23 protein-coding genes and 3 tRNA genes are annotated in these 23016 nt (G+C 72.6%); 13 read left to right on the top strand and 13 right to left on the bottom strand.

The window, feature by feature from the left end:
* Positions 1-79: 79 nt before the first annotated feature.
* The 9 genes from AB0M99_RS26070 to AB0M99_RS26030 all read left to right on the top strand — a co-directional run bounded on the left by AB0M99_RS26070 (position 80) and on the right by AB0M99_RS26030 (position 5859).
* Positions 80-271 carry a hypothetical protein gene (locus tag AB0M99_RS26070; RefSeq protein ID WP_365924418.1) on the top strand — a complete coding sequence of 64 codons (192 nt, stop codon included), beginning with the start codon at positions 80-82 and terminating at the stop codon, positions 269-271.
* A 273-nt stretch (positions 272-544) separates the two neighbouring features.
* Positions 545-1096 (top strand): hypothetical protein, encoded by a 552-nt coding sequence (locus tag AB0M99_RS26065; RefSeq protein ID WP_365924416.1) that lies wholly within the window; start codon positions 545-547, stop codon positions 1094-1096.
* 50 nt (positions 1097-1146) lie between these two features.
* Positions 1147-1575, top strand: coding sequence for a tRNA adenosine(34) deaminase TadA (tadA, locus tag AB0M99_RS26060; protein ID WP_365924541.1), 429 nt, complete (start codon positions 1147-1149; stop codon positions 1573-1575).
* Between the two features lie 57 nt (positions 1576-1632).
* Positions 1633-1719, top strand: a tRNA-Ser gene (locus AB0M99_RS26055).
* A gap of 131 nt (positions 1720-1850) precedes the next feature.
* Entirely contained in the window at positions 1851-2138 is a 288-nt protein-coding gene (locus tag AB0M99_RS26050) for a hypothetical protein (RefSeq protein WP_365924414.1), read from the top strand.
* Between the two features lie 406 nt (positions 2139-2544).
* Complete coding sequence (locus AB0M99_RS26045) at positions 2545-2706, top strand: hypothetical protein (protein WP_365924412.1); 162 nt, start codon at positions 2545-2547, stop codon at positions 2704-2706.
* A 324-nt stretch (positions 2707-3030) separates the two neighbouring features.
* Complete coding sequence (locus AB0M99_RS26040) at positions 3031-3990, top strand: RNA polymerase sigma factor SigF (protein WP_365924539.1); 960 nt, start codon at positions 3031-3033, stop codon at positions 3988-3990.
* A gap of 230 nt (positions 3991-4220) precedes the next feature.
* Positions 4221-5078, top strand: coding sequence for an RNA polymerase sigma factor SigF (locus AB0M99_RS26035; RefSeq protein ID WP_365924410.1), 858 nt, complete (start codon positions 4221-4223; stop codon positions 5076-5078).
* A 49-nt stretch (positions 5079-5127) separates the two neighbouring features.
* Positions 5128-5859, top strand: coding sequence for a hypothetical protein (locus tag AB0M99_RS26030; RefSeq protein WP_365924408.1), 732 nt, complete (start codon positions 5128-5130; stop codon positions 5857-5859).
* A 64-nt stretch (positions 5860-5923) separates the two neighbouring features.
* On the opposite strand, the gene AB0M99_RS26025 is transcribed toward AB0M99_RS26030, so the two are convergent.
* A complete protein-coding gene (locus AB0M99_RS26025) occupies positions 5924-6160 on the bottom strand; it encodes a hypothetical protein (RefSeq protein WP_365924406.1) in 237 nt (78 codons plus the stop codon).
* Positions 6161-6398: 238 nt separating this feature from the next.
* Between AB0M99_RS26025 and AB0M99_RS26020 the strand changes: the two genes are divergently transcribed.
* Both AB0M99_RS26020 and AB0M99_RS26015 read left to right on the top strand, forming a co-directional pair.
* Positions 6399-6791 carry a MarR family transcriptional regulator gene (locus tag AB0M99_RS26020; protein WP_365924537.1) on the top strand — a complete coding sequence of 131 codons (393 nt, stop codon included), beginning with the start codon at positions 6399-6401 and terminating at the stop codon, positions 6789-6791.
* A 90-nt stretch (positions 6792-6881) separates the two neighbouring features.
* Complete coding sequence (locus AB0M99_RS26015) at positions 6882-8498, top strand: MDR family MFS transporter (protein WP_365924535.1); 1617 nt, start codon at positions 6882-6884, stop codon at positions 8496-8498.
* On the opposite strand, the gene AB0M99_RS26010 is transcribed toward AB0M99_RS26015, so the two are convergent.
* The 12 genes from AB0M99_RS26010 to AB0M99_RS25955 all read right to left on the bottom strand — a co-directional run bounded on the left by AB0M99_RS26010 (position 8489) and on the right by AB0M99_RS25955 (position 18911).
* Positions 8489-9109 carry a TetR/AcrR family transcriptional regulator gene (locus tag AB0M99_RS26010; protein ID WP_365924404.1) on the bottom strand — a complete coding sequence of 207 codons (621 nt, stop codon included), beginning with the start codon at positions 9107-9109 and terminating at the stop codon, positions 8489-8491. The genes AB0M99_RS26015 and AB0M99_RS26010 overlap by 10 nt on opposite strands.
* Positions 9110-9198: 89 nt before the next feature.
* Positions 9199-11385, bottom strand: coding sequence for a glycosyltransferase family 39 protein (locus AB0M99_RS26005; protein ID WP_365924402.1), 2187 nt, complete (start codon positions 11383-11385; stop codon positions 9199-9201).
* Entirely contained in the window at positions 11382-12650 is a 1269-nt protein-coding gene (locus AB0M99_RS26000) for a bifunctional glycosyltransferase family 2/GtrA family protein (protein WP_365924400.1), read from the bottom strand. Before AB0M99_RS26000 ends, AB0M99_RS26005 begins: the two co-directional genes overlap by 4 nt.
* A gap of 25 nt (positions 12651-12675) precedes the next feature.
* Positions 12676-14253, bottom strand: coding sequence for a HAMP domain-containing sensor histidine kinase (locus tag AB0M99_RS25995; RefSeq protein WP_365924533.1), 1578 nt, complete (start codon positions 14251-14253; stop codon positions 12676-12678).
* A 122-nt stretch (positions 14254-14375) separates the two neighbouring features.
* Entirely contained in the window at positions 14376-15143 is a 768-nt protein-coding gene (locus tag AB0M99_RS25990) for a response regulator transcription factor (protein WP_365924398.1), read from the bottom strand.
* A 78-nt stretch (positions 15144-15221) separates the two neighbouring features.
* A complete protein-coding gene (locus AB0M99_RS25985; RefSeq protein ID WP_365924396.1) occupies positions 15222-16103 on the bottom strand; it encodes an amidohydrolase family protein in 882 nt (293 codons plus the stop codon).
* Positions 16084-16425: an antibiotic biosynthesis monooxygenase gene (locus AB0M99_RS25980; RefSeq protein ID WP_365924394.1), complete on the bottom strand. Its 342-nt coding sequence runs from the start codon at positions 16423-16425 to the stop codon at positions 16084-16086. Before AB0M99_RS25980 ends, AB0M99_RS25985 begins: the two co-directional genes overlap by 20 nt.
* A 105-nt stretch (positions 16426-16530) precedes the next feature.
* Positions 16531-17409 carry a DUF2797 domain-containing protein gene (locus tag AB0M99_RS25975; protein WP_365924392.1) on the bottom strand — a complete coding sequence of 293 codons (879 nt, stop codon included), beginning with the start codon at positions 17407-17409 and terminating at the stop codon, positions 16531-16533.
* On the bottom strand, positions 17406-17840 hold the full coding sequence (locus tag AB0M99_RS25970) for an Lrp/AsnC family transcriptional regulator (RefSeq protein ID WP_365924390.1): 435 nt from the start codon (positions 17838-17840) through the stop codon (positions 17406-17408). The genes AB0M99_RS25975 and AB0M99_RS25970 overlap by 4 nt, the downstream gene beginning before the upstream one ends.
* 116 nt (positions 17841-17956) lie before the next feature.
* Entirely contained in the window at positions 17957-18322 is a 366-nt protein-coding gene (locus tag AB0M99_RS25965) for a PH domain-containing protein (protein ID WP_365924388.1), read from the bottom strand.
* Positions 18323-18494: 172 nt separating this feature from the next.
* Positions 18495-18567, bottom strand: a tRNA-Arg gene (locus AB0M99_RS25960).
* 253 nt (positions 18568-18820) lie between these two features.
* Positions 18821-18911, bottom strand: a tRNA-Ser gene (locus AB0M99_RS25955).
* 185 nt (positions 18912-19096) lie between these two features.
* Between AB0M99_RS25955 and AB0M99_RS25950 the strand changes: the two genes are divergently transcribed.
* Together AB0M99_RS25950 and AB0M99_RS25945 are read left to right on the top strand one after the other, a co-directional pair.
* Positions 19097-19522 carry an SSI family serine proteinase inhibitor gene (locus AB0M99_RS25950; protein WP_365924386.1) on the top strand — a complete coding sequence of 142 codons (426 nt, stop codon included), beginning with the start codon at positions 19097-19099 and terminating at the stop codon, positions 19520-19522.
* Between the two features lie 119 nt (positions 19523-19641).
* Complete coding sequence (locus AB0M99_RS25945; protein ID WP_365924384.1) at positions 19642-23010, top strand: PAS domain-containing protein; 3369 nt, start codon at positions 19642-19644, stop codon at positions 23008-23010.
* Positions 23011-23016 lie beyond the last annotated feature (6 nt).

The raw sequence follows: 23016 nt of genomic DNA, 5'->3' as shown, positions 1-23016 counted from the left end.
CGTCCGGGGGAAGGTGGGGTGAGGGGGTCTGCTTCGCGCCGGCGGAGGAGGACGACCGGACCAGCCGGGGTGGTGGCCGATGCCCGACATGCAGCCGAGTGAGAGCAACCAGTACGAAGCGCCGGAGACCGCGGCGCAGCGCAGAGCGCGGCGCGCGCAGTTCCTGCGCGATCTTTTGGAGGCCCGGGAACTGCGCGACCGGGTGCAGCCCCGACGTGCCCGCGCGGCCCGGATGCGCCAGCAAATGCGGATGCGCACCTTCCGCTGGTGACCGGCGGCCCCGCACCGCCCGCCGGGGCGCGACACGGCCGCCGCGCAACCGGATCACCGGCGTCCGGCGGGCCCCCGAGCGGCGCCCGTACGGCCCGCGCAGCGCACGGCACGGCACGACGCAAGCGCGGAAGACCTCTCGCAAAGCCGCTGTTTCTGCCACGATGCCGATTGGGCGGGGCACGAAACGGCGAGCACGACGGCCGTTCCACCCCCCAACCTCCGGCCGGGGGGACCTCCAACCGGCACGCCTATGACCAGTGGGAGAGTCACGGTGTATTTCGCCGCACTGCTCGCGCGCACCGAAGACGGGTGGGAAGCGAGCGACATGGAACTCGACGATGTCGAGTCTCTGAGTGATCTGATCGATCTCGCCCGCGCCGCCGCTGTCGACGACGACACGGTGGTCGCCCTCATCGAACAGGAGGACGCCTGGTTCGGCGTCGTCCGTGTGGACGGCGAGGAGGACCCGCGGTACTTCGTCTCCAACGCCTCCGCGGCCTCCCGCAGCTCCTACGGCTCGATGCTGACCGACGAGCTGCTGGGCAGCGACGAGGAGGACGACGAACTCGACGAACTGGACCTCGACGGCACCGAGGACGGCGAGGCCGCCCCCATCGCCTCGTTCACGGACGAAGAAGACGACGACGAGGACGAGGAGGCCGGGTCCGGCGCCGAACCCGTACCCGCCGGTCCGCTCGGCGACCCCCGGCTCCTGGACGACCTCGGGGTCAGCCACAAACAACTGATGACCCTGGACGGGGACGCGCTCTCGGAGATCGCCGAATCGCTCGGCGCCACCGATGTCCTGGAGGCCGTCCGCTAGTGATCGGCACGCAGCACCCCGATCCCGTACGGGACCCGTGGCGGGACTCCATGCGCCTGGCGCTCAAGGAGGCCGCCCGGGCGGCGGCGGCCGGCGACGTGCCGGTCGGCGCCGTCGTGCTCGGCCCGGCCGGGGAACTCCTGGCCACCGGGTACAACGAGCGGGAGGCGACCGGCGACCCGACGGCGCACGCCGAGGTACTGGCGCTGCGCCGGGCGGCCGCCGAGCTCGGGGAATGGCGGCTGCCGGGGTGCACCCTCGTGGTGACCCTGGAGCCGTGCGTGATGTGCGCGGGCGCGCTCGTGCAGTCGCGGGTGGCCCGGGTCGTCTTCGGCACGGGCGACGAGAAGGCGGGCGCGGCCGGGTCGCTGTGGGACCTCGTGCGCGACCGGCGGCTCAACCACCGCCCGGAGGTGATCCGGGGCGTGCTGGAGCAGGAGTGCGCGCGGCAGCTGACGGACTTCTTCCGCGAGCTCTGACGGTCCCGCGCGATACGGATTTCAGCGCAGGGCGGTCCTTGGGCTAAGCTCTCTCTCGGTAGCGTGTCCGAGCGGCCGAAGGAGCACGCCTCGAAAGCGTGTGATGGTGCAAGCTATCCGTGGGTTCAAATCCCACCGCTACCGCTCTGATCGAGAGCCCCGCCCCGCAAGGGTCGGGGCTCTCGGCGTTCGCGCAGGTCCCGCCCGCCCCGCCCCGTGTCTGCTCTCCAGGGGACATCCGCGTGACCGGCCGCCGCCTCGGCCGTTGACACGGCATGACCAAGACCCAGCGCATGCTCGCCGCCATCGCCCTCGCGGGGGCCGCCGCGGGCCTCGCCGCACCGGCCGCCACGGCCGCACCGATCTCGCCGCTCACCCTCCCGGACCTGCCGTCGGCCCCGGGAATGCCGGCGGGCGCCCAGCCGGCCTCCGTCCAGGAGATCGGCGGACAGCTCAGCGGCGGCCTCAACCAGCTCAACCAGCTGATGGACCTGCCGAACCAGCTCGCGCCCGTGATCGCACCCGTACAGCCCCTCACCGACCTGGCCGGCGGCATCGAATAGCCGAACGCCCGGAGGGAACGACAGCCGGAGAAGCGATCCGGAACACGGCCCGGAACACGAAGAAGGCCCCGACCGGAGTCGGGACCTTCGACGGTGGGGACGGGGGAAGTGGCATCGGGGGGACAAGCCACTTCCCCCGATGAGGACGGAACCTGCCAGTCCGAGCCGCAGTCAGGGGGGAAGCTTGCGGCTCGGACCCCGCAGTGAGGTCCTGTCCCTCACCCACCGATTTCCTGCCAGAACCGGTGGGCTCATCACCAATCCTGCGCCTTCCCGGACCCGGGCCCCACCGGCAAAGGGCCTGGAGTGCCGGGTCATTGGTCCTTAAAGGACAGGTGAGGGTTCAAACCTGACCGGTTAGACTCACCCGACTTTGCAGGACCGGTTGGGGAGGCCGACACCGCACGTGGACACCAAGAAGATCATCACGGGCGCCCTCGTCGTGTTCGTTCTCTTCGTCATCATCACCCAACCCGTCAAAGCCGCCGATATGGTGCAAATAGGCTTCCAAGGGATTTCGGACGCCGCCAACGGCATCGGCGAGTTCATGACCGAACTGGTGCGCTGAACCCGTACGCTGAAGCGGCTTCCGGACTTCCCGGCCCCCCACTCCGACGGGTGGGGGGCTTTTTGCATTCCCACCCCAGGGCGCGATGCCCCGATATGCCCAACTTGCCCTCAACACGGCGATATACGGTGCTTGCACACAGTGCACATGTCTTGTGATGCTATGACCGCTTTTGACGGATGGTTGACGACTTGAAGGGGTGGCGTGACAGTGCCGGCCAGTACTGCGCCTCAGGTGCCACCCCAGCAGGACCCTCAGCAGGAGACCCACGCCCCGCACGGCTCCTACGACCCTCGCGACACCCACGGCTCTCACGACACCCACGTGCCGCCCCAGCAGGAGTCCCGCCCGGAGTCCCGCCCGGAGTCGCCTCGGGAGTCACCCCGGGATTCCCCGCCGGAGTCCCCGCCCGGGTCGCCCCAGGAGCCCGCCGAGGCTGCCGCGGCAGCCGCCGGGAAACCCGCCGAGGAGCCCGCCGAGGAGCCCGCCGAGGAGCCCCCGCCCGCCCCCAGGCCGCAGAGCCGGGGCGCGGACACCCGGGCCCTCACCCAGGTGCTCTTCGGGCAGCTGAAGGACCTGCAGCCGGGCACCAGCGAGCACACCCGGGTGCGCGGGGCCCTCATCGAGGCCAACCTCCCGCTCGTCCGGTACGCGGCCGCCCGCTTCCGCAGCCGCAACGAGCCGATGGAGGACGTGGTCCAGGTCGGCACCATCGGCCTGATCAACGCCATCGACCGCTTCGACCCCGAGCGCGGCGTGCAGTTCCCGACCTTCGCGATGCCCACGGTCGTCGGCGAGATCAAACGGTACTTCCGCGACAACGTCCGCACCGTCCACGTCCCGCGCCGCCTCCACGAGCTGTGGGTACAGGTCAACGCGGCCACCGAGGACCTCACGACCCTCCACGGGCGCACCCCGACCACCCCGGAGATCGCCGAGCGGCTGCGGATCACCGAGGACGAGGTCCTCTCCTGCATCGAGGCCGGCCGGAGCTACCACGCAACCTCGCTGGAGGCCGCCCAGGAGGGCGATGGACTCCCCGGGCTGCTGGACCGCCTCGGGTACGAGGACCCCGAGCTCGCCGGGGTCGAGCACCGCGACCTCGTACGGCATCTCCTCGTACAACTGCCCGAGCGCGAACAGCGGATCCTGCTCCTGCGGTACTACAACAATCTGACGCAATCGCAGATCAGCGCGGAGCTCGGCGTCTCGCAGATGCACGTCTCCCGGCTGCTCGCCCGGAGTTTCGCCCGATTGAGATCCGCAAACAGGATCGAGGCGTAACCGGAACGAGTGGTGATCATCCACGCGATTCCAGACAGAACGGGCTGATCTCCTCCCGAGCCTTTCTGTCGCTGGAGATATATGTCGACTTGGCGCTACAGCGTGTTGCCGACATGTGACATTCTGCTGGAACCGCGTTTGCCGCAGCCCCGCCTCCGGTATTCAGGTGGAGGCTGCGTTCCTCCGACGGGCGCGCCGTACGCGACCGTCCGCGACCTCAAGGGGGTGGCATGTCCGTAGACCAGGGCAGCTCCAAGGTGCTCACGCTCGTCAAGAGCGCGGCGCCGACAGCGCCGGCAGCGCCTGTAGCGTCTGACCGCTCGGAAGCCATCGACACCCGCACCCTCTCCCGCTCCCTCTTCCAGCGACTCGCCGCCCTGGACGCGGACAGCCCCGACCGGGCGTACGTACGCGACACGCTGATCGAACTGAACCTGCCCCTCGTGCGGTACGCCGCGGCCCGCTTCCGCAGCCGCAACGAGCCGATGGAGGACATCGTCCAGGTCGGCACGATCGGCCTGATCAAGGCCATCGACCGCTTCGACTGCGAACGCGGCGTGGAGTTCCCGACGTTCGCGATGCCCACGGTCGTCGGCGAGATCAAACGGTTCTTCCGGGACACCTCCTGGTCCGTCCGCGTCCCGCGGCGCCTCCAGGAGCTGCGCCTCGCCCTCACCAAGGCCAGTGACGAGCTGGCCCAGAAGCTGGACCGCTCGCCGACCGTGCCGGAGCTCGCCGCCGTGCTCGGGGTCTCCGAGGAGGACGTCGTCGACGGCCTCGCCGTGGGCAACGCCTACACCGCCTCCTCGCTCGACTCGCCCTCCCCCGAGGACGAGGGCGGCGAGGGCTCGCTCGCGGACCGCCTCGGGTACGAGGACACCGCGCTCGAAGGCGTCGAGTACCGCGAGTCGCTGAAGCCGCTGCTGGCCAAACTCCCGCCCCGGGAACGGCAGATCATCATGCTCCGGTTCTTCGCGAACATGACGCAGTCGCAGATCGGCGAAGAGGTCGGCATCTCCCAGATGCACGTCTCCCGGCTGCTCACCCGTACGCTCGCGCAACTCCGCGTCGGCCTGATCGGCGAGTAACCGCGCACAGCGGCTTCCTAATTGACGGACCGTCAGTGACACTGCCGGGATGCGAAAGGCATCCCGCGCGGCCGCCCTCCTGACCCTGTGCGCCACGGCTGCCGCTGCCCTCACCGGCTGCGGCGGCCCGGCACGCGACGGCTACCTGGCCGTGGGCGCAGCGGCCCCCGGTCCCGAACGGAGCCCGGGGGAGAACGTCGCCCCGCAGGGCCGGGTCGAGTTCCAGCCGCTCGGCGGCGCGCCCGCGACGGGCTCGTCCAGCGCTTCCACCAGTACGTCGGCCACGCCTCCGGGGTCCCAGCCCCCCAGCAGCTCCGCCCAGGGTGGAGCCACGTCCACCGCACCCGGCGGCTCCGCGGCCCCGCCCGCCGCCGCCCCCGGGGTCGGGCCGACCACCAGGCCGCCCGGTACCCCCACCGCGCCGACGGGCCCGGGCACGGGCCCGTCCCAGCCCGGCACCACACCGCCGGCCACCCCGGCGAAGCTGACGCTGAGCACGCCGACCCGCGCCCCGGCGGCCGACCGCTGGTGCGAGCAGGTGACGGTGGCGTTCACCAACACCGGTACCACGGCGGCGCGTTCCGGCACGGTCGGCTTCGCGACGCACATCATCGGCGCCCTCGGCATCGACTGGGCCACCATCACGACGACCCAGCCCCTGCCCGGGCCGATCGCGGGCGGCGCCACGAAGACGCAGACCTACACGGTCTGCGTGGAGTCCTGGCGCGTCCCGCTCGGCATGCGCGTGGAGACGCAGAAGGTCACGGCCACCTGGAGCTGAGCCCCGGGAAGCCGGTCCCTGCGACCCCGAGCGCCCGAGCCCCCCGAGCGGCGCCGGCCGGGCCTCAGCCCAGCGCCAGCCAGGCCGCCGCGCCGGCGACGAGCACAAGCGCGAGGAGCCCGAGCCACAGGCCCGTCTTCGAGCCGGACTTCCGCTGCCCGCGCTGCTGCATCCGGGACCCGGGCACCGTGGGCACCGGCGGGGCGGCCTCGGGCTCCTCGACGAACGCCCGGAACATCTGAGTGCTGCCCGCGGGGTCGTAGTCACCCTCGGGGGCCTGTGAGTTGTGGTTCGCAGCCATGCGCAGGACCCTAGCCGGTTTTCCGATTCCTTTACCGCCCCACCCCCCGATTCATTTGCCTGTAACAACCATCCGATCTTATGGTTGCCCGAAGCAACAAGCTGAGGAGGGGCTGCCGGTGCCCACGGACACGGACACGGACACGGACACGACCCATACGACGGGGACGGGGACGGGGACGGAGACGACGGCCACAGCCACGGCCACGGCCACGGCCACGGCCACCCGCTACGCGGAACTGGCCCGCCAGCTCACCGGAATCGGCTCGGTCAACCGCGACCTCGCCCGCATCCTGCCCCCGGACTGCCCGCCCGGCGCGGCCGTCGTCCTCACCCTCCTCAGCCGCCACGGCGAGATGCGGCTCAGCCGCCTCGCCGCGTTCATGGCCATCGACATCTCCGTGACCAGCCGCCACGTCGCCCAGGTCGCCGAGCGCGGCTGGATCGCCCGCGAGGCCGACCCCGGCGACGGCCGCTGCCGCATCCTGCGGCTCACCCCGGCCGGCCGGGCGCTCCTCGCCGACCTCGGCGAGCGCTACACCGGCGCGCTGGAGAAGGCCCTGGCCGACTGGTCCGCGCAGGACATCGACGTACTGACCACCCTGCTGGCCCGACTCCGATCGAGCTTCTAGAAAAGGAAAAACATGGCCGACACGGCTACGAACACACCGACCGGTGTGCGGGGAGGCGGCCAGTCGGAGACCACGTCCGACGCCACTGCCATGACCCACGCGCAGATCATGAGGGCGCTCTCCGGGCTGATGCTCGGCATGTTCGTGGCGATCCTGTCGTCCACGATCGTCTCCAACGCCCTCCCCCAGATCATCAGCGACCTGGGCGGCACCCAGTCCTCGTACACCTGGGTGGTCACCGCGGCCCTGCTCTCGATGACGGCGGCGACCCCGCTGTGGGGCAAGCTGTCCGACCTCTTCAGCAAGAAGCTGCTGGTCCAGATATCCCTGGTGATCTACGTCCTCGGCTCGGTGGTCGCGGGCATGTCCCAGAACACCGGCATGCTCATCGCCTGCCGCGTGGTCCAGGGCATCGGCGTCGGCGGCCTGTCCGCCCTCGCCCAGATCGTGATGGCCGCGATGATCTCCCCGCGCGAGCGGGGCCGGTACAGCGGCTACCTCGGTGCGGTCTTCGCCGTCGCCACCGTCGGCGGCCCGCTGCTCGGCGGCGTCATCACCGACACCGAGTGGCTCGGCTGGCGCTGGTGCTTCTACGTCGGCGTGCCCTTCGCGATCATCGCCCTGATCGTGCTCCAGAAGACCCTGCGGCTGCCCGTGGTCCGGCGCGACGTCAAGGTCGACTGGCTGGGCGCCTTCCTGATCAGCGGCGCCGTGTCGCTGCTGCTGATCTGGGTCACGCAGGCCGGCGACTCCTACGACTGGATCTCCTGGACGTCCCTGGCGATGACCGGCGGCGCCGTCGTGCTGGGCGTGCTCTTCGTCTACGTCGAGTCCCGCGCGAGCGACCCGATCATCCCGCTGCGGCTGTTCCGCAACAAGACCATCAGCCTCGCCTCGGCGGCCTCGCTGTTCGTGGGCATCGCGATGTTCTCGGGCACGGTATTTTTCAGCCAGTTCTTCCAGTTGGCCCGGGGCGAGTCCCCGACGATGTCCGGAATCCTCACGATTCCGATGATCGCCGGCCTCTTCGTCTCCTCCACCGTTTCCGGTCAGGTGATCACCAAGACCGGCAAGTGGAAGGCCTGGCTCGTCTCCGGCGGTGTCCTGCTGACCGCCGGCCTGGGGCTCCTGGGCACCCTGCGCTACGACACCCCGTACTGGCACATCGCGGTCTACATGGCGCTGACCGGCCTCGGTCTCGGCATGATGATGCAGAACCTCGTCCTCGCCACCCAGAACCAGGTGGCCCCCGAGGACCTGGGCGCGGCCAGCTCGGTCGTCACCTTCTTCCGCTCGCTCGGCGGCGCGATGGGCGTCTCGGCGCTCGGTGCGGTCATGGCCAACCGGGTCACGCACTACGTCCAGGACGGGCTGGCCGCGCTCGGCCCGAAGGCAGCGGCGATGGGGCACGGCGGCACCGGCGGTGGCGGGATCCCCGACCTCGACAAGCTGCCCGCGCCGTTCCGCACGGTCGTGGAGTCCGCGTACGGGCACGGCGTCGGCGACGTCTTCCTCTACGCCGCCCCCACCGCGCTGCTGGCGCTGGTGCTGGTGCTGTTCATCAAGGAGGTCGCGCTGAAGTCGAAGCCGGCGGCGCACGCCCCGGCGGCCTCGGACTCGGCTTCGGCTCCCGCCTCGGGTACGGGTCCGGGTTCGGGTTCGGCTCCCGCTTCGGCCGAGGCGTCCGCGGCCGCCGTTCAGGGCTGAGCGGGGGCGGCCTTCGCCTCGATGCCCGCGATCAGGACGTCGAGCGCGAGGCCGAAGTCCCCTTCGGGCGCCCGCCGGACCGTGCTCCCGCAGCCGAGCAGGAACTGCGAGACGGCCAGGTGGGCGCCGGTCCGGGCGCCGTCCGCAAGTCCGGTGGCGTCCAGCAGCCGCTGCAGGGCGGCGTCGAAAGCCCGCGCGTGCGGGCCGATGTTCGGATATGCGGCGGTGAGCGGAGCCACCCACGGGTGCTCCGCCACCAGTCCGCGGTAGCCGCGGGCCAGCGCCCGCAGCCGGCCGGGCCAGCCCGTCTCGGGAGTCCCGGCCGCCAGCGCGAGCTCGCCCAGGGCACGGTCCAGGGCGAGCTCCAGCAGGTCGTGCTTGGTGTCCACGTACCAGTACAGGGACATCGCGGTCACCCCGAGCCCGGCGGCGAGGCGCCGCATCGAGAACCGGGCCAGTCCCTCGGCGTCGAGCAGCCGCACGGTGGCGGCGGTGATCCGGTCCCGGTCGAGGCCGGACGGGGCCTCGCTCCGGCGTCTGGCGGGTGCGGCGGGACTGGCGGCCAGCCACACACTGGTCCGGGTCTTGCCGGGATCGGCCGCGGTCGCCATGAGGCACCCTCCTCACGCCAGGTGGATCAGCCCGGAATGCCCGGTCCGCCCTCTTGATGCTAGGGGGTGCCCCTTGGATTCCGATGGGATCAGGACGTGCCGCCCGCCGGAGCCGTCAGGTCGTAGAAGGTGGCTCCGCCGATCGTGGTCGCCGTGAAGTTGGCCTTGACCCAGGTCTCGATCGCGCTGCTCGTGCCCCCGCCGGGACCGCCGATCCGGGTCGGCCCCTGGGCCTCGCCGTCCTGGCCGCCGCCTTGCGCGCTGCTCTGGCCGAGGAACCAGTGGATCTTCCCTGTCTTCACGTACTCCTGGAACTGCGCCAGGGTCGGGGAGGGGTCGCTGCCGTTGAAGCCGCCGATCGGCATGACGGGCTCGCCGGAGGCGAGCTGGTAGCTCGCCGCGTTCTGCGAGCCGATGGCGGCCGCCGCCCAGGTGTACTTGTCCGCGTCGGCGCGCAGCGCGGCCGTGGCCTCGGCGCTCGCCTTCGTACCGCCCAGCAGGCCGCCGGGGCCACCGCCGGGACCGGTGAACCGCTCCATGACCCGTCCGCCCCGTCCGCCCTGGCCGCCCTGGCCGCCCTGGGGCGTGCCCTGCGGCGGGGTCGTGCCGCCCGCGCGGCCGGTCTGCTGGGCACCGCCGGGAGCGCCGGCGGGGCCACCACCGGGAACGCCGCCGCCGCCCACGCCGCCCGGGCCGCCCGGGCCGCCCTGGAGCTGCTCGCCGCCGGGGGCTCGCATCATCATCCCGCCGGGTCCGCCCCGGCCGCCCGCCACCGCCGGACCGGCGGTCACGATGGATCCGGTGTGCCCGGTGCTGACGGTGGTCAGGCAGTACGCGAACGGCCCCGCGAGCGCGGCCGCCAGCCCCAGGCCCGCCACGGCCAGCACCGTCCGGCGCCCGGCCCTGGCCGCGAACGGCAGCGCTGCCGCGGCGAGCACTCCGACCACCAGGACCGTCCAGCGCAGCCACGGCAGATAGCCGGTGGCCCGGCCGAGCAGGACGTAGGACCAGACGGCGGTCAGGACGAGGGTGCCGGACAGCGTCAGCAAGGCCGCCCGGCCGCTCCGTTCCTCCCACAGCACGGCGATGCCCATGCCGACGAGCGCGGCCACGAAGGGCGCGAGGGCCACGGTGTAGTACTCGTGGAAGATGCCCTGCATGTAGCTGAAGACGAGCGCGGTGATCAGCAGCGAGCCGCCCCAGGCCAGGAAGGCCGCGCGGGCCATGCTCTGCAGCGAGTCGGTGGCCCGGCGGGCCCGCCAGGTGACGACCAGCCCGGCCACGAGCAGGACCAGCGCGGCGGGCATCAGCCAGGAGATCTGGCCTCCGATATTGGCCGAGAACAGCCGATCGATGCCGGTCTCTCCCCAACCGCCTCCGCCACCGCCGCCACCCGCACGCGCGCCCCCGCCGACGCTTCCGGTCTCGTTGCCGTTGATCCGGCCGAGGCCGTTGTAGCCGAGGGTCAGCTCCAGGAAGGAGTTGGTCTGCGAACCGCCGATGTACGGGCGCGAGTCCGCGGGCCAGAGCTCCACGACGGCCACCCACCAGCCGCCGGCCACCACCATGGCGACTCCGGAGAGCAGCAGCTGCCCGAGCCGCCTGCGCAGCCGGGTCGGCGCGCACACGGCGTACAGCATGGCGAGCGGCGGCAGGATGACGAAGGCCTGAAGGGTCTTGGTCAGGAAGGCGAAGCCGACCGCGACGCCGGCCCAGACGAGCCAGCGGGTGTGCGCGCCGTCGAGGGCCCGCAGCACGCAGTACACGGTGACCGTCATCAGCAGGGTCAGCAGCGCGTCGGGGTTGTTGAAGCGGAACATCAGCGCGGCCACGGGCGTGAGCGCGAAGGCGGCGCCGCTGATGAGCCCGGCCGCCGGCCCGAACTGGCGGCGCACGGCGGCGTAGAGCACCGCGGTGGCGCCGACGCCCATCAGGGCCTGGGGGACCAGGATCTGCCAGGAGCCGAGCCCGAACAGCCGGACCGACAGCATCATCGGCCACAGGGCGGCCGGGGGCTTGTCGACGGTGATGGAGTTCCCGGCGTCGGAGGAGCCGAAGAAGAAGGCCTTCCAGCTCTCGCTGCCGGCCTGGACGGCCGCGGAGTAGAAGGAGTTGGCGTAGCCGGAGGAGCCCAGGTCCCACAGCATCAGGACGGCGGTGAGGAGCAGGAGTCCGGCGAGGGCCGGGCGTTCCCAGCGAGGCCGCGCGATGGCGGCCTCAGCTGCCGCGGCGGCCGGCGGGGCGGGCGGAAAGAGCGGCAGTGCTGCCGTGGTCATCGGGTGTCGTCCTTCGCGTGGGTTCCGCGCCGCTCGGGGAAGACCCAGGCGCGGAAGAGGAGGAAGCGCAGCACGGTGGCGGCGAGGTTGGCGGTGATCAGGACGGCCAGTTCGGTGCCGTGGGCGGGCCGGTCGGTGGCGGCTCCCAGCGCGGCGAGCGAACCGCTCGTCAGCACCAGCCCGATCGCGAACACCACAAGTCCCTGGGCCTGGTGGCGCACGGCCCGGTCCCGGCCCCGGACGCCGAAGGTCAGGCGGCGGTTGGCTGCGGTGTTGGCGACCGCCGAGAGCAGCAGCGCGGCCCCATTGGCGAGCTGCGGCCCGGCCGCCGACCGGAAGACGGTGTACAGCAGCAGGTAGAGCAGGGTGGAGAGCGCGCCGACGGCGCAGAAGCCGAGGAGCTGGCGGGCCAGCCCGCGCGGGAGGCCGGGCAGGGCGGTGCGGTCGCGCGGGTCGTCACCGAAGGGGCGGGCGAGCCGGTCGAGCGGAAGCGCGCCGACGGCCAGGGCCCGGCCCACCCGCCAGACCCCTTTGAGGTCCTCGGTGGCGGTGCGCACGATGTGGACGGTGGAGTCGGGGTCGTCGACCCAGTCCACCGGGACCTCGTGGATCCGCAGCCCGGCCCGCTCGGCGAGCACCAGCAGCTCGGTGTCGAAGAACCAGCCGGAGTCCTCCACGAGCGGCAGCAGCCGCTCGGCCACCTCACGGCGGATGGCTTTGAACCCGCACTGCGCGTCGCTGAACCGGGCGGAGAGGGAGGAGCGCAGGAGGAGGTTGTAGGCGCGGGAGATGAACTCCCGCTTCGCACCGCGGACCACGCGGGAGGAGCGGGCGAGCCGGGTGCCGATGGCGAGGTCGGAGTGGCCGGAGATCAGCGGGGCGACCAGCGGCAGCAGGGCGTTGAGGTCGGTGGAGAGGTCCACGTCCATGTACGCCAGGACGGGCGCGTCGGAGTCGGTCCAGACGGTGCGCAGGGCGCGGCCGCGGCCCTTCTCCTCCAGCCGGATGCTGCGCACTGCGGGGGCGACGGCGGCGAGCCCGGCCGCGACCTCGGGGGTGCGGTCGGTGCTCGCGTTGTCGGCGATGGTGATGCGGAAGGGGTACGGGAAGGTCCGGGTGAGGTGGTCGTGCAGCCGACGCACGCACGGGCCCAGGTCCTTCTCCTCGTTGAAGACCGGGATCACCACGTCGAGGACGGGCTCGCCGGGCACGGGCGCGAGGTGCGCCCGTGCCGGAAGGGCGCCGGAAGAGGTGTCGGTTGTCATGCTCCGACCCTCGCCGGGCGGGCTGTCACCGCTGTGTGGTGAGCCTGTGACCCGTCTGTGAGTCCGTGGAGCCGTTCTCCGGTGCGAGAGGCAGAAGGACCTCGAAACAGGTCCGCCCGGGCTCGCTCCGTACGTCGACCCGCCCGCCGTGCGCCGAGACCACGGCCTGGACGATGGCCAGACCGAGGCCGGTGGAGCCCGCCGCCCGGGAGCGGGAGGCATCGCCGCGGGCGAAGCGCTCGAAGACATGGGGCAGCAGCTCGGGCGGGATGCCCGGCCCGTCGTCCTCGATCCGGAGCCGGACGGCGGATGTTTCACGTGAAACACGCGCTGTGACGGTGGTGCCGGACGGAGTGTGGGTGCGGGCGTTGGCGAGCAGGTTGACCAGCACCTGCTGGATCCGGGCCGGGTCCACGCGTACGGGCGCGGGCTCGTCGGGCAGTTCCAGGCGCCAGTGGTGCTCGGGGCCTGCGGCGCGGGCATCGCTGACGGCGTCGACGACGAGCGGTGCGAGATCGGTGTCGGCGGTGGACAGCGGCCGCCCTGCGTCGAGCCGGGCCAGCAGCAGCAGGTCCTCCACCAGGCCGGTCATCCGGGTGGCCTCGGACTCGATCCGACCCAGTGCGTGCCGGGTGTCGGGGCCGGGCTCCTCCCGTCCCCTGCGCGTCAGTTCGGCGTAGCCGCGGATGGACGCGAGGGGTGTGCGCAGCTCGTGGCTGGCGTCGGCGACGAACTGCCGGACCCGCATCTCGCTCTGCTGCCGGGCCGTGAGGGCGGACGAGACGTGCCCCAGCATCCGGTTGAGCGCCGCTCCGACCTGTCCGACCTCGGTACGGGGGTCGGCCTCGGCGTCGCGCACCCGCTCGTGCAGGGCGGGCTCGCCGCTGTGCAGGGGGAGTTCGGAGACGCGTGTGGCGGTCGAGGCGACCCGGCGCAGCGGGCGCAGGGCGACCCCGACCAGGGCCTGTCCGGCGAGGGAGGCGGCGATCAGCCCGGCGAGGGTGACGCAGACCTCGACCGCGACCAGGCGGTGGACGATGGAGTCGACCCCGCTCAGCGGGAAGCCGATGAGGAGACTGCCGTCGGGGGCGGCGAGCACCCGGTACGCGCCGAGGTCGGGCAGGTCCAGCGCGACCGGGTCCGACGTGCCCGGGGCGGCCTTGCCGGGATCGGAGGCGCCGGGGTCGGAGGTCCCGGGGTCAGAGGTACCGGGGTAGGAGGTGCCCGGGGCGCCCTTGGGGGCAGCCTTGCGGGCGGCCTCGGCGAGCGCTGCCTTCTGGGCTTCCGTGAGGGGCCGGCTGTGGTCGAGCGCGGCCTCTTCGACGGGGGCGCTGCGGGCGCTCCCGGTCACCTTGCCGGCGGGGTCGAGCCGGATGCCGACGGTGCCCAGCGGGGTCCCGGGGGCCAGTACGAAGCCGAGGGAGCTGTCTCGGGCGGCCTTCCCCGCCCCGGGACCCCGGGTGGCCATCTGCAGGGACGTGCGCAACTGGTCGTCGAGCTGGTCGACGAGGTACGAGCGGAGCGCGAGGGTGGTGACGGCGCCGATGGCCGCGCCGACCACGGCGATCAGGGTCACGGCGGAGACGACGAGCCTGGTCCGCAGGGACCAGTTGCGGCGCGGCCGCGTCCGGGGCGTGCGACGCGGCGTGGAACGGGGCTGCCGGGACGCCGGCGACGACCGAGGCTCCCGGGGTGCCCGGCGTCGCCAATGGAGACGAGCGGCCACTATTCGGCCGACTTGATCAGATAGCCCGCGCCCCGCCGGGTGTGGATCATCGGCGGGCGGCCCGGCCCGCTCTCCAGCTTGCGCCGCAGGTAGGAGATGTACAGCTCGACCACGTTGGCCTGGCCGCCGAAGTCGTACGACCACACCCGGTCCAGGATCTGCGCCTTGCTCAGCACCCGGCGCGGGTTGCGCATCAGGTAGCGCAGCAGCTCGAACTCGGTGGCGGTCAGGTGGATCTCCTGACCGCCCCGGGTCACCTCGTGGCTGTCCTCGTCGAGCGTCAGGTCGCCGACCTCCAGCACCGAGCCGCCGCGCGCGGCCTGCGCCGCGCCCGAACGCCGGACCAGGCCGCGCAGCCGGGCCACGACCTCCTCCAGACTGAACGGCTTGGTGACGTAGTCGTCGCCGCCCGCCGTCAGCCCGGCGATCCGGTCCTCGACCGAGTCCTTCGCGGTCAGGAACAGCACCGGCACCTGTGGGATCTCGCGGCGCAGCCGCCCGAGGACGGCCAGCCCGTCCATGTCGGGGAGCATGATGTCGAGGACCACGACGTCCGGCCGGAACTCCCGGGCCGCCCGCACCGCGCCCGCGCCGTCACCGGCGCTGCGGACCTCGCAGCCCTCGTAGCGCAGGGCCATGGAGAGCAGTTCGGAGAGCGCGGCCTCGTCGTCCACGACGAGCACCCGGCAGGGGCCGCCGTCGGACCGCACGAGTGCCGTGGGGTTGCTGGTGGACGTGGACGCGTGGGAGGTGGTCGTCGCAGTCATGCGACCACGCTGACCGCCACCTCTGAGAGCGCTCTTGTCGGTTCCTGTGAATTTCCTGAGAAACCCCGGAGTTCCTGGTCAGGGCAGCCGGAAGAGGCGGGCGGCGTTGTCGTGGCAGACCGCGCGCAGCCAGTCGTCGCCGAGCCCGAGCCGTTCGAGGGCGTCGAGCTGGTGCTCGTAGGGGTAGGGGATGTTCGGGAAGTCGGTACCGAGCAGGATCCGGTCGCCGAGGTCCGCGAGCCGGCCCCGGTCGCCCGGCGGGAAGCCGCTGAACTGTTCCGAGAAGTCGGTGAAGGCCATGGTGGTGTCGAGGCGGACCTCGGGGTACCGGTCGGCGAGGTCGAGGAAGTCGGCGTACTCGGGCATGCCCATGTGCGCGACGATCAGCGGCAGTCCGGGGTGGCGGGCCAGCAGCCGGGCGATCGGCTCGGGTCCGGTGTGCTTGCCCGGGACGGGGCCCGAACCGCAGTGGATCACGATCGGGATGCCCGCCTCGGAGAGCAGGCTCCAGACCGCATCGAGCCGGTCGTCGTTCGGGTCGTACCCGCCGACCTGGAGGTGCGCCTTGAAGACGCGGGCCCCCGCCTCGACGGCCTGGCGCACGTACGCAGTGACGCCCTCCTCCGGGAAGAAGGTCGCGGTGTGCAGGCAGTCGGGGGTCCGGGCCGCGAAGTCCGCCGCCCAGGAGTTGAGCCAGGCGGCCATCGCCGGCTTGTGCGGGTAGAGCATGGCGGTGAAGGCCCTGACCCCGAACTCCCGCAGCAGCGCGACCCGCTGCTGCTCCTCGTGCCGGTAGGTGATGGGCCACTCGACGCCGGTCAGGGGGCCGACCGCGTCGAAGTAGTCCCACACCTTGTCCAGGACCCGCTCGGGCATGAAGTGGGTGTGCACGTCGACCAGCCCGGGCAGCCCGAGCCGCTCCCGGAAGGCCCGGACCGCGTCAGCGGTCGGCGCGGACAAAGCCGTGGCTCCGCTCGACCGTCGCGACGTGCAGGGTGTAGCTCTCGTACCAGTTCGCCCGGCCCTGCTTCATGGCCGCCTGGTGCTCCATGTCCTCGCGCCAGGCGGTGAGGGAGTCGTGGTCCCGGAAGTAGGCGACGGTGATGCCGAGGCCTCCGGGGGTGCGCGCGGACTCGTAGCCGAGGAAGCCGGGGTTCTCGCGGACGATCTCGTTCATCCGCAGGTTGGTCTCGGGGTAGCCGGTCTCGTCGGGGGTGCGGACGTTGCTGAAAACGGCCATCAGGTACGGCGGTTCGAACGCCGGCACGGGCTGAATGCTCATGCCCACCACCCTCGGCGGCGCGGCCCCGGCATGTCCACCGCAAAGCGGCCCGTGAGGCCAAAGGGATCCAAGTTTTGACCTTGGAAAGCCCCGCACGGGGGCAGGTCAGAACAGCCCGTCCTGGCCGGTCTCGGGGACGGGCGGCGTGATCTGCGCGCACGGTACGTCCGTTGCCGCGCTCCCGGCGGCGGCCAGCTCCCAGCCGCCCAGCAGCCGGGTGTCCAGGACGAGCCCGTCCTCGAAGTGCAGATCGGGCCCGGCGGCGGCCACCAGCAGCCCCGCCACCGCCCCGTCGGCCACCAGCTCCGTGACCACCCTGGCCGGTGCGGGGATCCCGGCCAGCCCGAACGCACCGGCATGGTCGGCGACTTCGCAGTCCAGCCGCTCCAGCGACTCCGGCCACCCGGGCAGCGCGGCCGCCCTCGCATGCAGTTCGGCGACCTCCCCGGCCCGCTCGGCCGCCGGCGGCAGCTGTCCCCGTACGGCGCGCTTGCGGGCGTAGGCGATCCGGTCCGGCACGCCGAGCGCGGCCCGCAGCAGCTCCTCCGTACGCCGCGTCGCCATCAGCGGCCCGCGCCCCAGCCAGGTCCAGCTCACCGCACCCTGCTCCAGCAGCCGGGCCGGGCCGCGCTCCTCGGCGGTGATGCCGACCTTGACCATGCCGGGCCCGAACCAGGCCAGGTACACCCGGTAGGTCCGCGGATCACCGGCGTTGGTGTCGGCCGCCACCGAGAACGACCGGTCCAGGCGGGCGCATTCGGGGCACTGGGCATGGCCGGCCCGGGCCGGAACGGCGGCGCCCGTCGGGCACGCGGTCCGTCTCCCGGCCCGCCACACGCCCAGGCAGTGCCGCTCGCCGCGCGCCGCGAAGGCCAGGCGCTGCCCGTACGCGAGCCGGCTCTCGCGCTCGCCGCGTCCCGCCCCGTACCAGCCGATGGCGGGACGGCCCTCGACCCACCGGATCCCGGTGCACCACCAGGTCACAGTGGCAACGGCCGCTCGAAGAAGGTCTCCAGGACAACCGTGGCGTGGGTGCCGCTGACCCCGTCGATGGCGTACAGGCGGCGCAGGACGTCCTGCAGCTGCTCGGTGGTGGCCGTGCGGACCTTGACCAGGACGGAGGCGTTCCCCGCGATGATGTGCGCCTCCTGGATCTCGGCGATCGCCTCGAAGGCGGCCCGGGAGTCACCCATCCAGGCGTTGGAGTCCACCATCACGTAGGCCAGCACCCCGCTGCCGACGGCCGCCGGGTCCACTTCGACCGTGGTGCGCCGGATGACCCCGCGCTCCCTCAGCTTGCGCACCCGCTCGTGGGTGGCCCCGGCGGAGAGCCCCACCGCCGTGCCGAGGGCGGCGTAGGACTGGCCCGCGTCCTGCTGCAGGCGCAGGACGAGCGCCCGGTCGATGTCGTCCACGCGATCTTCCTCCCACAACGCCTGCCACGCCAGCCACGCCTCGCGAAGACGCTAGCTGATCCGGCAATCCCACCATCACGCCGAACAGGATTCGGCACCGCACCCCGAGGTTCGGACTACCGGGCGACGAACTGCGTCAGGATCGCCTGCACCTCGTAGATGTTGACGCCCTTGGTGAAGGTCTTCTCTATCGGTGCGGCGGTGCCCGACACCCATATCTTCAGCTCGGCGTCGAGGTCGAAGTGCCCGGCGGTCTCCACCGAGAAGTGCGTGATGCTGCGGTACGGGATCGAGTGGTACTCCACCTTCTTGCCGGTGATCCCCTGCTTGTCGACGAGCACCAGCCGCCGGTCGGTGAACAGGATCGTGTCGCGGATCAGCAGATACGCGGCGTGCACCTGCTCCCCGTGCCCCAGCAGCCGCGCGTACTCGCGCTGCGCCGACACCGGATCGACGGTGTGCGCATTCCCGAACAGTCCCATGAGAGCCCCCCTACAGGTAAGAAACGATCTACCCGCAACGGTATGCGCGCCCCGGACGCTCCCGCGTCCCCCGGCAGAGCGATCCGACCCCGTAGCTCCCCGGAGCCAGGACTCACCACAAAGGATGACAACGCAAGAGGCCCCCCGGCGAACCGGGGGGCCTCTTGGGCTGTGCACTCGGCAGGATTCGAACCTGCAACCTTCTGATCCGTAGTCAGATGCTCTATCCGTTAAGCTACGAGTGCTTGGCTGGCCGGGGTTTTTCGCCCCGTTGGCCTTGCGAGAACAACAATACATGGACCTCGCCGGGACGCGAAATCCATTAGGCAAACCGCCTCTGAGCTGCGGAAACGAGCTGGAAGAAGATCATCCAGTTGAGCCCGGCCGACCCGGCCCCGCCCAGACTCCGCCCCGGTCCCGCCCCGGACGCACGCCAGAGCGAGCGGATCCGGAAAGCACCGAAGCCCCGGTCCGCAAGGACCGGGGCTTCGTGAAGTGCGGAGGCGGAGGGATTTGAACCCTCGATGGGGGGTAAGCCCCAAACCGCATTAGCAGTGCGGCGCCATAGACCGGACTAGGCGACGCCTCCAGCACACCTTCGCGTACGAAGGTGCGTGCAGATGATGACACAGGCCTGGGGCCGGTCACCAATCCGCTCCCACGGTACAAGGACGGTGGCCCGCAGAGCAAAGCCTTAACCCCACTCCGCACGCAACGTCGGCGCGGCCCCGTCGTTGGTCAGTCGTACGACGTACGGACGACCTGGAGTGCCCCATGCTGCGTCTCGCCGCCTTCGCCGTCACCTCCGCCCTGGCCGCCGCGGCGGCGGGGCCGCTGCCGATCCCTCCCCTCGGGCGGCTGCTGGCGGCGCCCGACCGGCTCACCATCGCCGTGTCCGAGACCGGCAACCCGCTCGCCGACGGCGAGTACCGGCTGGAGTGCGACCCGGTCGGCGGGAACCACCCCCAGCGCGAAGAGGCGTGCGCCCGCCTCGACAGGTTCGCGCAGGAGGGCCGGGACCCCTTCGCCCCCGACAGCACGCGGCGGATCTGCTCCATGCAGGACGGCGGCCCGGCCACCGCCCGCGTCACCGGAACCTGGCACGGCCACAAGGTGGACACCACGTTCCGGCGCCACAACGGCTGCGAGATCAAGCGTTGGAACGACCTGGAACCTGTGCTTCCGCGTGGGCGTTCTTGACCTGGGAGGATGCGCGGGATGTGCGGTTTACACCACACATCCGCCACCCCGCCGCGGGGCAGTGCCCTTAGACTCCTCCCGTGACATGCCGGTAGTTGTGGTCAGGGAGGAAGCTCGTCGTGAGCAGCAGGCCATCCCGAGGCGCTGCTCGCCTCGCAGCAATACTCGACGCTCTTCCGGACGCGCTGTTGCTCGTCAACGCCAACGGCACTGTCGTCAACGCGAATTCGATCGCCCTTGAGGTCATGGAGAGCCCCGGTACGGGACTCGTCGGCCGCGGCGTGCTCGACCTGCTGCCCGAGTTCGACTCCAAGCTGATCCCCGGTTCCATGCGCCGTCCCGGCGAGGACGAGGGCGGCCGCGCCCGGCCCAAGCGGATGGTCGCCCGCCGGACCGACGGCAGCGAATTCCCCGTGGAGGTCACGGCAGCCCATCTCGACGGCCGCGACGCCTACCGCGAGCCGCAGCCCGGCTACACCGGCGACGAGCTGCTGATGCTCGTCGTACGGGACCTCTCGCAGACCATGGACACCGAGGCCGAGCTGGCCCGCTCGCAGCGCCAGACCGAGATGATCCTGCGCGCCGCCGCCGAGGGCGTCGTCGGCACGGACACCGACGGCCGGGTGGTGCTGGTCAATCCGGCCGCCGCCCAGATCCTCGGCTACCGCGCCACCGACCTCGGCAACCGCGAGCTGCACGGGCTGGTCCAGCACTCGAAGGCCGACGGTTCGCCCTTCCCCTTCGAGGAGTCCCCGCTCGCCGACACCCTGCGCAGCGGACGCAAGCACCGGGTCCGCGGGCAGGTGCTGTGGAACAAGTCCGGGCAGCCGGTCGCCGTGGACCTGACCACCTCGCCCGTACGGGACGGGGAGCAGCTCGTCGGCGCCGTCATGACCTTCACCGACCGGCGGCCCTACGACGCCCTGGCAGCGCGGCACGCGCAGCTGCTGGCCGTCCTCGGCGAGTCCCTGCGCGGACCGCTGGAGGAGCTGCGCGGGGAGCTGGCCACGCTGGCCGCCGACGACGCGGGGCAGCTGTGGCCCGAGGCCAACCAGCTGCTGCACCACTTGGCCGCGGGGTACTCCCGGATGAGCACGCTGGTGGACAACGTGCTCGGCTTCCAGCGCCTGGACGCGGGCAGCGAGAAGCTGGCCAAGAAGAAGGTCCTGATCGACGGGGTCGTGGCCGCCGGTGTCGACGGCGCGGTCGAGCTGATCGGGCCCGGCCGTGCGCAGTTCGCCGTGCACGCGCCGACCATCGAGGCGGAGATCGACGCGGGGCGGATCGCCACCGCCCTCGCGCACCTGGTCGCCGATGTCGCCGGGGTGGACGCGACCGGCAAGACCCGCCAGGGCAGCGGCTACGCCGACTCGACGATCGTGGTGGCCGCCGCGCAGCGCGGTGAGGTCGTACGGATCGAGGTGCGCGGGCCGTACGAGGGCGGGAACCCCGTCCACGAGCCCATCGTGCGGGGCATCGTGGCCGCGCACGGCGGTGTGCTGCAGACGGTGGAGGTGCCGGGCGCGCCCGGCGGGGCGTACGTGCTGGAGCTGCCCCTCGGGGCCGGTGCCGGGACGGTGACCCTGCCCGAGCCCACGAAGGAGCCCGTGGCGGCCGAGGAGGGCGCCAAGACCACCGGCGGTCGGCGGGCCCGGCGCGGGGTGGACGCCTTCCTGGAGGACGAGGCCGAGGAGGCCAGGGCCAAGGCCGGCGCCGCGGACCGGCCCGCCGACGGCGGGGCCGCACTGGCCCTCCCCTCCGGGCGGCGCCGGGCGGGCGAGGCCGGACCGGGCCGGGGCGGCTCGCAGCCGACCGGGCCCGCGGAACTCGCTCAGTCCCCGGTGAACCCGGCGGGCCTGGGTACCGGCCGCCGACGCGGCCGGGCCGGCGACGGCAACGAAGGCGGCGCGGGCAGTCAGGGCGGCCCGGGTGGCCAGGGCGGTCAGAGCGGTCAGAGCGGCCCGGCCGGCCCCGGGCAGCCCGTGCCGCCGCAGGGCACCGGCATGCCCGCGCTGCCTCCCGTGCCCCCGGTGCCGTCCGTGCCGGTGACCGAGCACCCTGCGGCCCGGCGGCGGGCCCTGGGCGCCGCGGGGCCCGCACAGCCCGGCGGTCCGGTGCCGGCGGCCGGGCTCGGCCCGACGCCCCCTGCCACGCCTCCGACGCCTGCTGCCCAGCGGCCCGTCGCCCCCGAGGGCGGCTTCGCGCTGCCCGCGGGACCCACCCCCGCTCCGGCGGACGCGCAGACGCCCGCCGCGGCCGGTCCGGCCGCCGCTCCCGCCGAGGCCGAGGCCGAAGCCCCGGGCGGGCGGCGCGGGCGGCGGGTACTGGGCTCGCCGGCCGAGCCCGAAGCCCCCGCCGAGCCGTCGGCCGAGGGGGCGGAGGAACCCGTACCCCCGACGGGGCGGCGGCGTGCGCTGCCCGCGACCCCGGCCTGGCCGGTTCCGGCGGCCCGTACCGCCCCCGAGGACGAGGCCGCCTCCGGGCAGGTCGCGGTACCCGGGGCCCGGCAGCCGCAGGACACCCCGGGGGAGGCCGCGCAGCCGATCAGCGTGCGCGCCCTCGGCACCCTTGGCCAGGGCATCTCGGTCGACGCCAGCGGCTCCGGCCGTCGGCGCCGGCTCTCGGAACCCGCGCCCCAGGGCCGCGCCTTCGCCATAGGAGCCCCCGAGGCGGGCTCCGACGAGGGCCCCGAGCCGCTGGACGGCCCCGGAGGCGCCGTAGAGGTCGTCAACCGGCCCGTACCCCGTCCGGTGGACGACGAGCTGCCTCCGGAGCCGCTGGACAACCCGCGCCGGCTCCTGGTGTGGCCCGCGCCCGACGTCCAGACGCAGCAGGCGCTCAGCGACCGCGGCTACCGCCCGGTGATCGTGCACTCCCGCGAGGAGGTGGACGCGCAGATCGCCGCGTTCCCCGCCGCGCTGTTCGTGGACCCGCTGACCGGGCCGATCACCCGGACCGCGCTCCAGTCCCTGCGCCAGGCCGCCGTGGCCGCCGAGGTCCCCGTCCTGGTCACGGCCGGGCTGGGGCACGCCACGCGCGAAGCCGCGTACGGGGCCGATCCGGCCGTCCTGCTCAAGGCGCTCGCGCCTCGCGACAGCGAGCAGCACCCCTCGCGGGTCCTGCTGATCGAGGAGCACGACGAGATCGCGACCGCGCTGACGGCCGCCCTGGAGCGGCGCGGCCTCCAGGTCGCGCGGGCGGGCGCCGATACGGACGCCGTGGAACTGGCGACCCGGATGCGGCCCAACCTGGTGGTCATGGACCTGATGCAGGTACGCCGGCGCCGGGCGGGGATCGTCGACTGGCTGCGTGCCAACGGGCAGCTGAACCGCACTCCGCTGGTCGTCTACACGGCCACGGGCATCGACCCCGCCGAACTGCCGCGGCTGGCCTCGGGCGAGAGCGTGCTCTTCCTCGCCGAGCGGGCCACCACCGAAGAGGTGCAGGGCCGCATCGTGGATCTGCTGGCCAAGATCGGCACCAACTAGTCATCC

It is taken from the genome of Streptomyces sp. NPDC051183 (assembly GCF_040682455.1).
Classification (GTDB): Bacteria; Actinomycetota; Actinomycetes; order Streptomycetales; family Streptomycetaceae; genus Streptomyces.
Note: the sequence above shows the minus strand (reverse complement) of the source record. Positions and strands in the feature narration are given on the sequence as shown.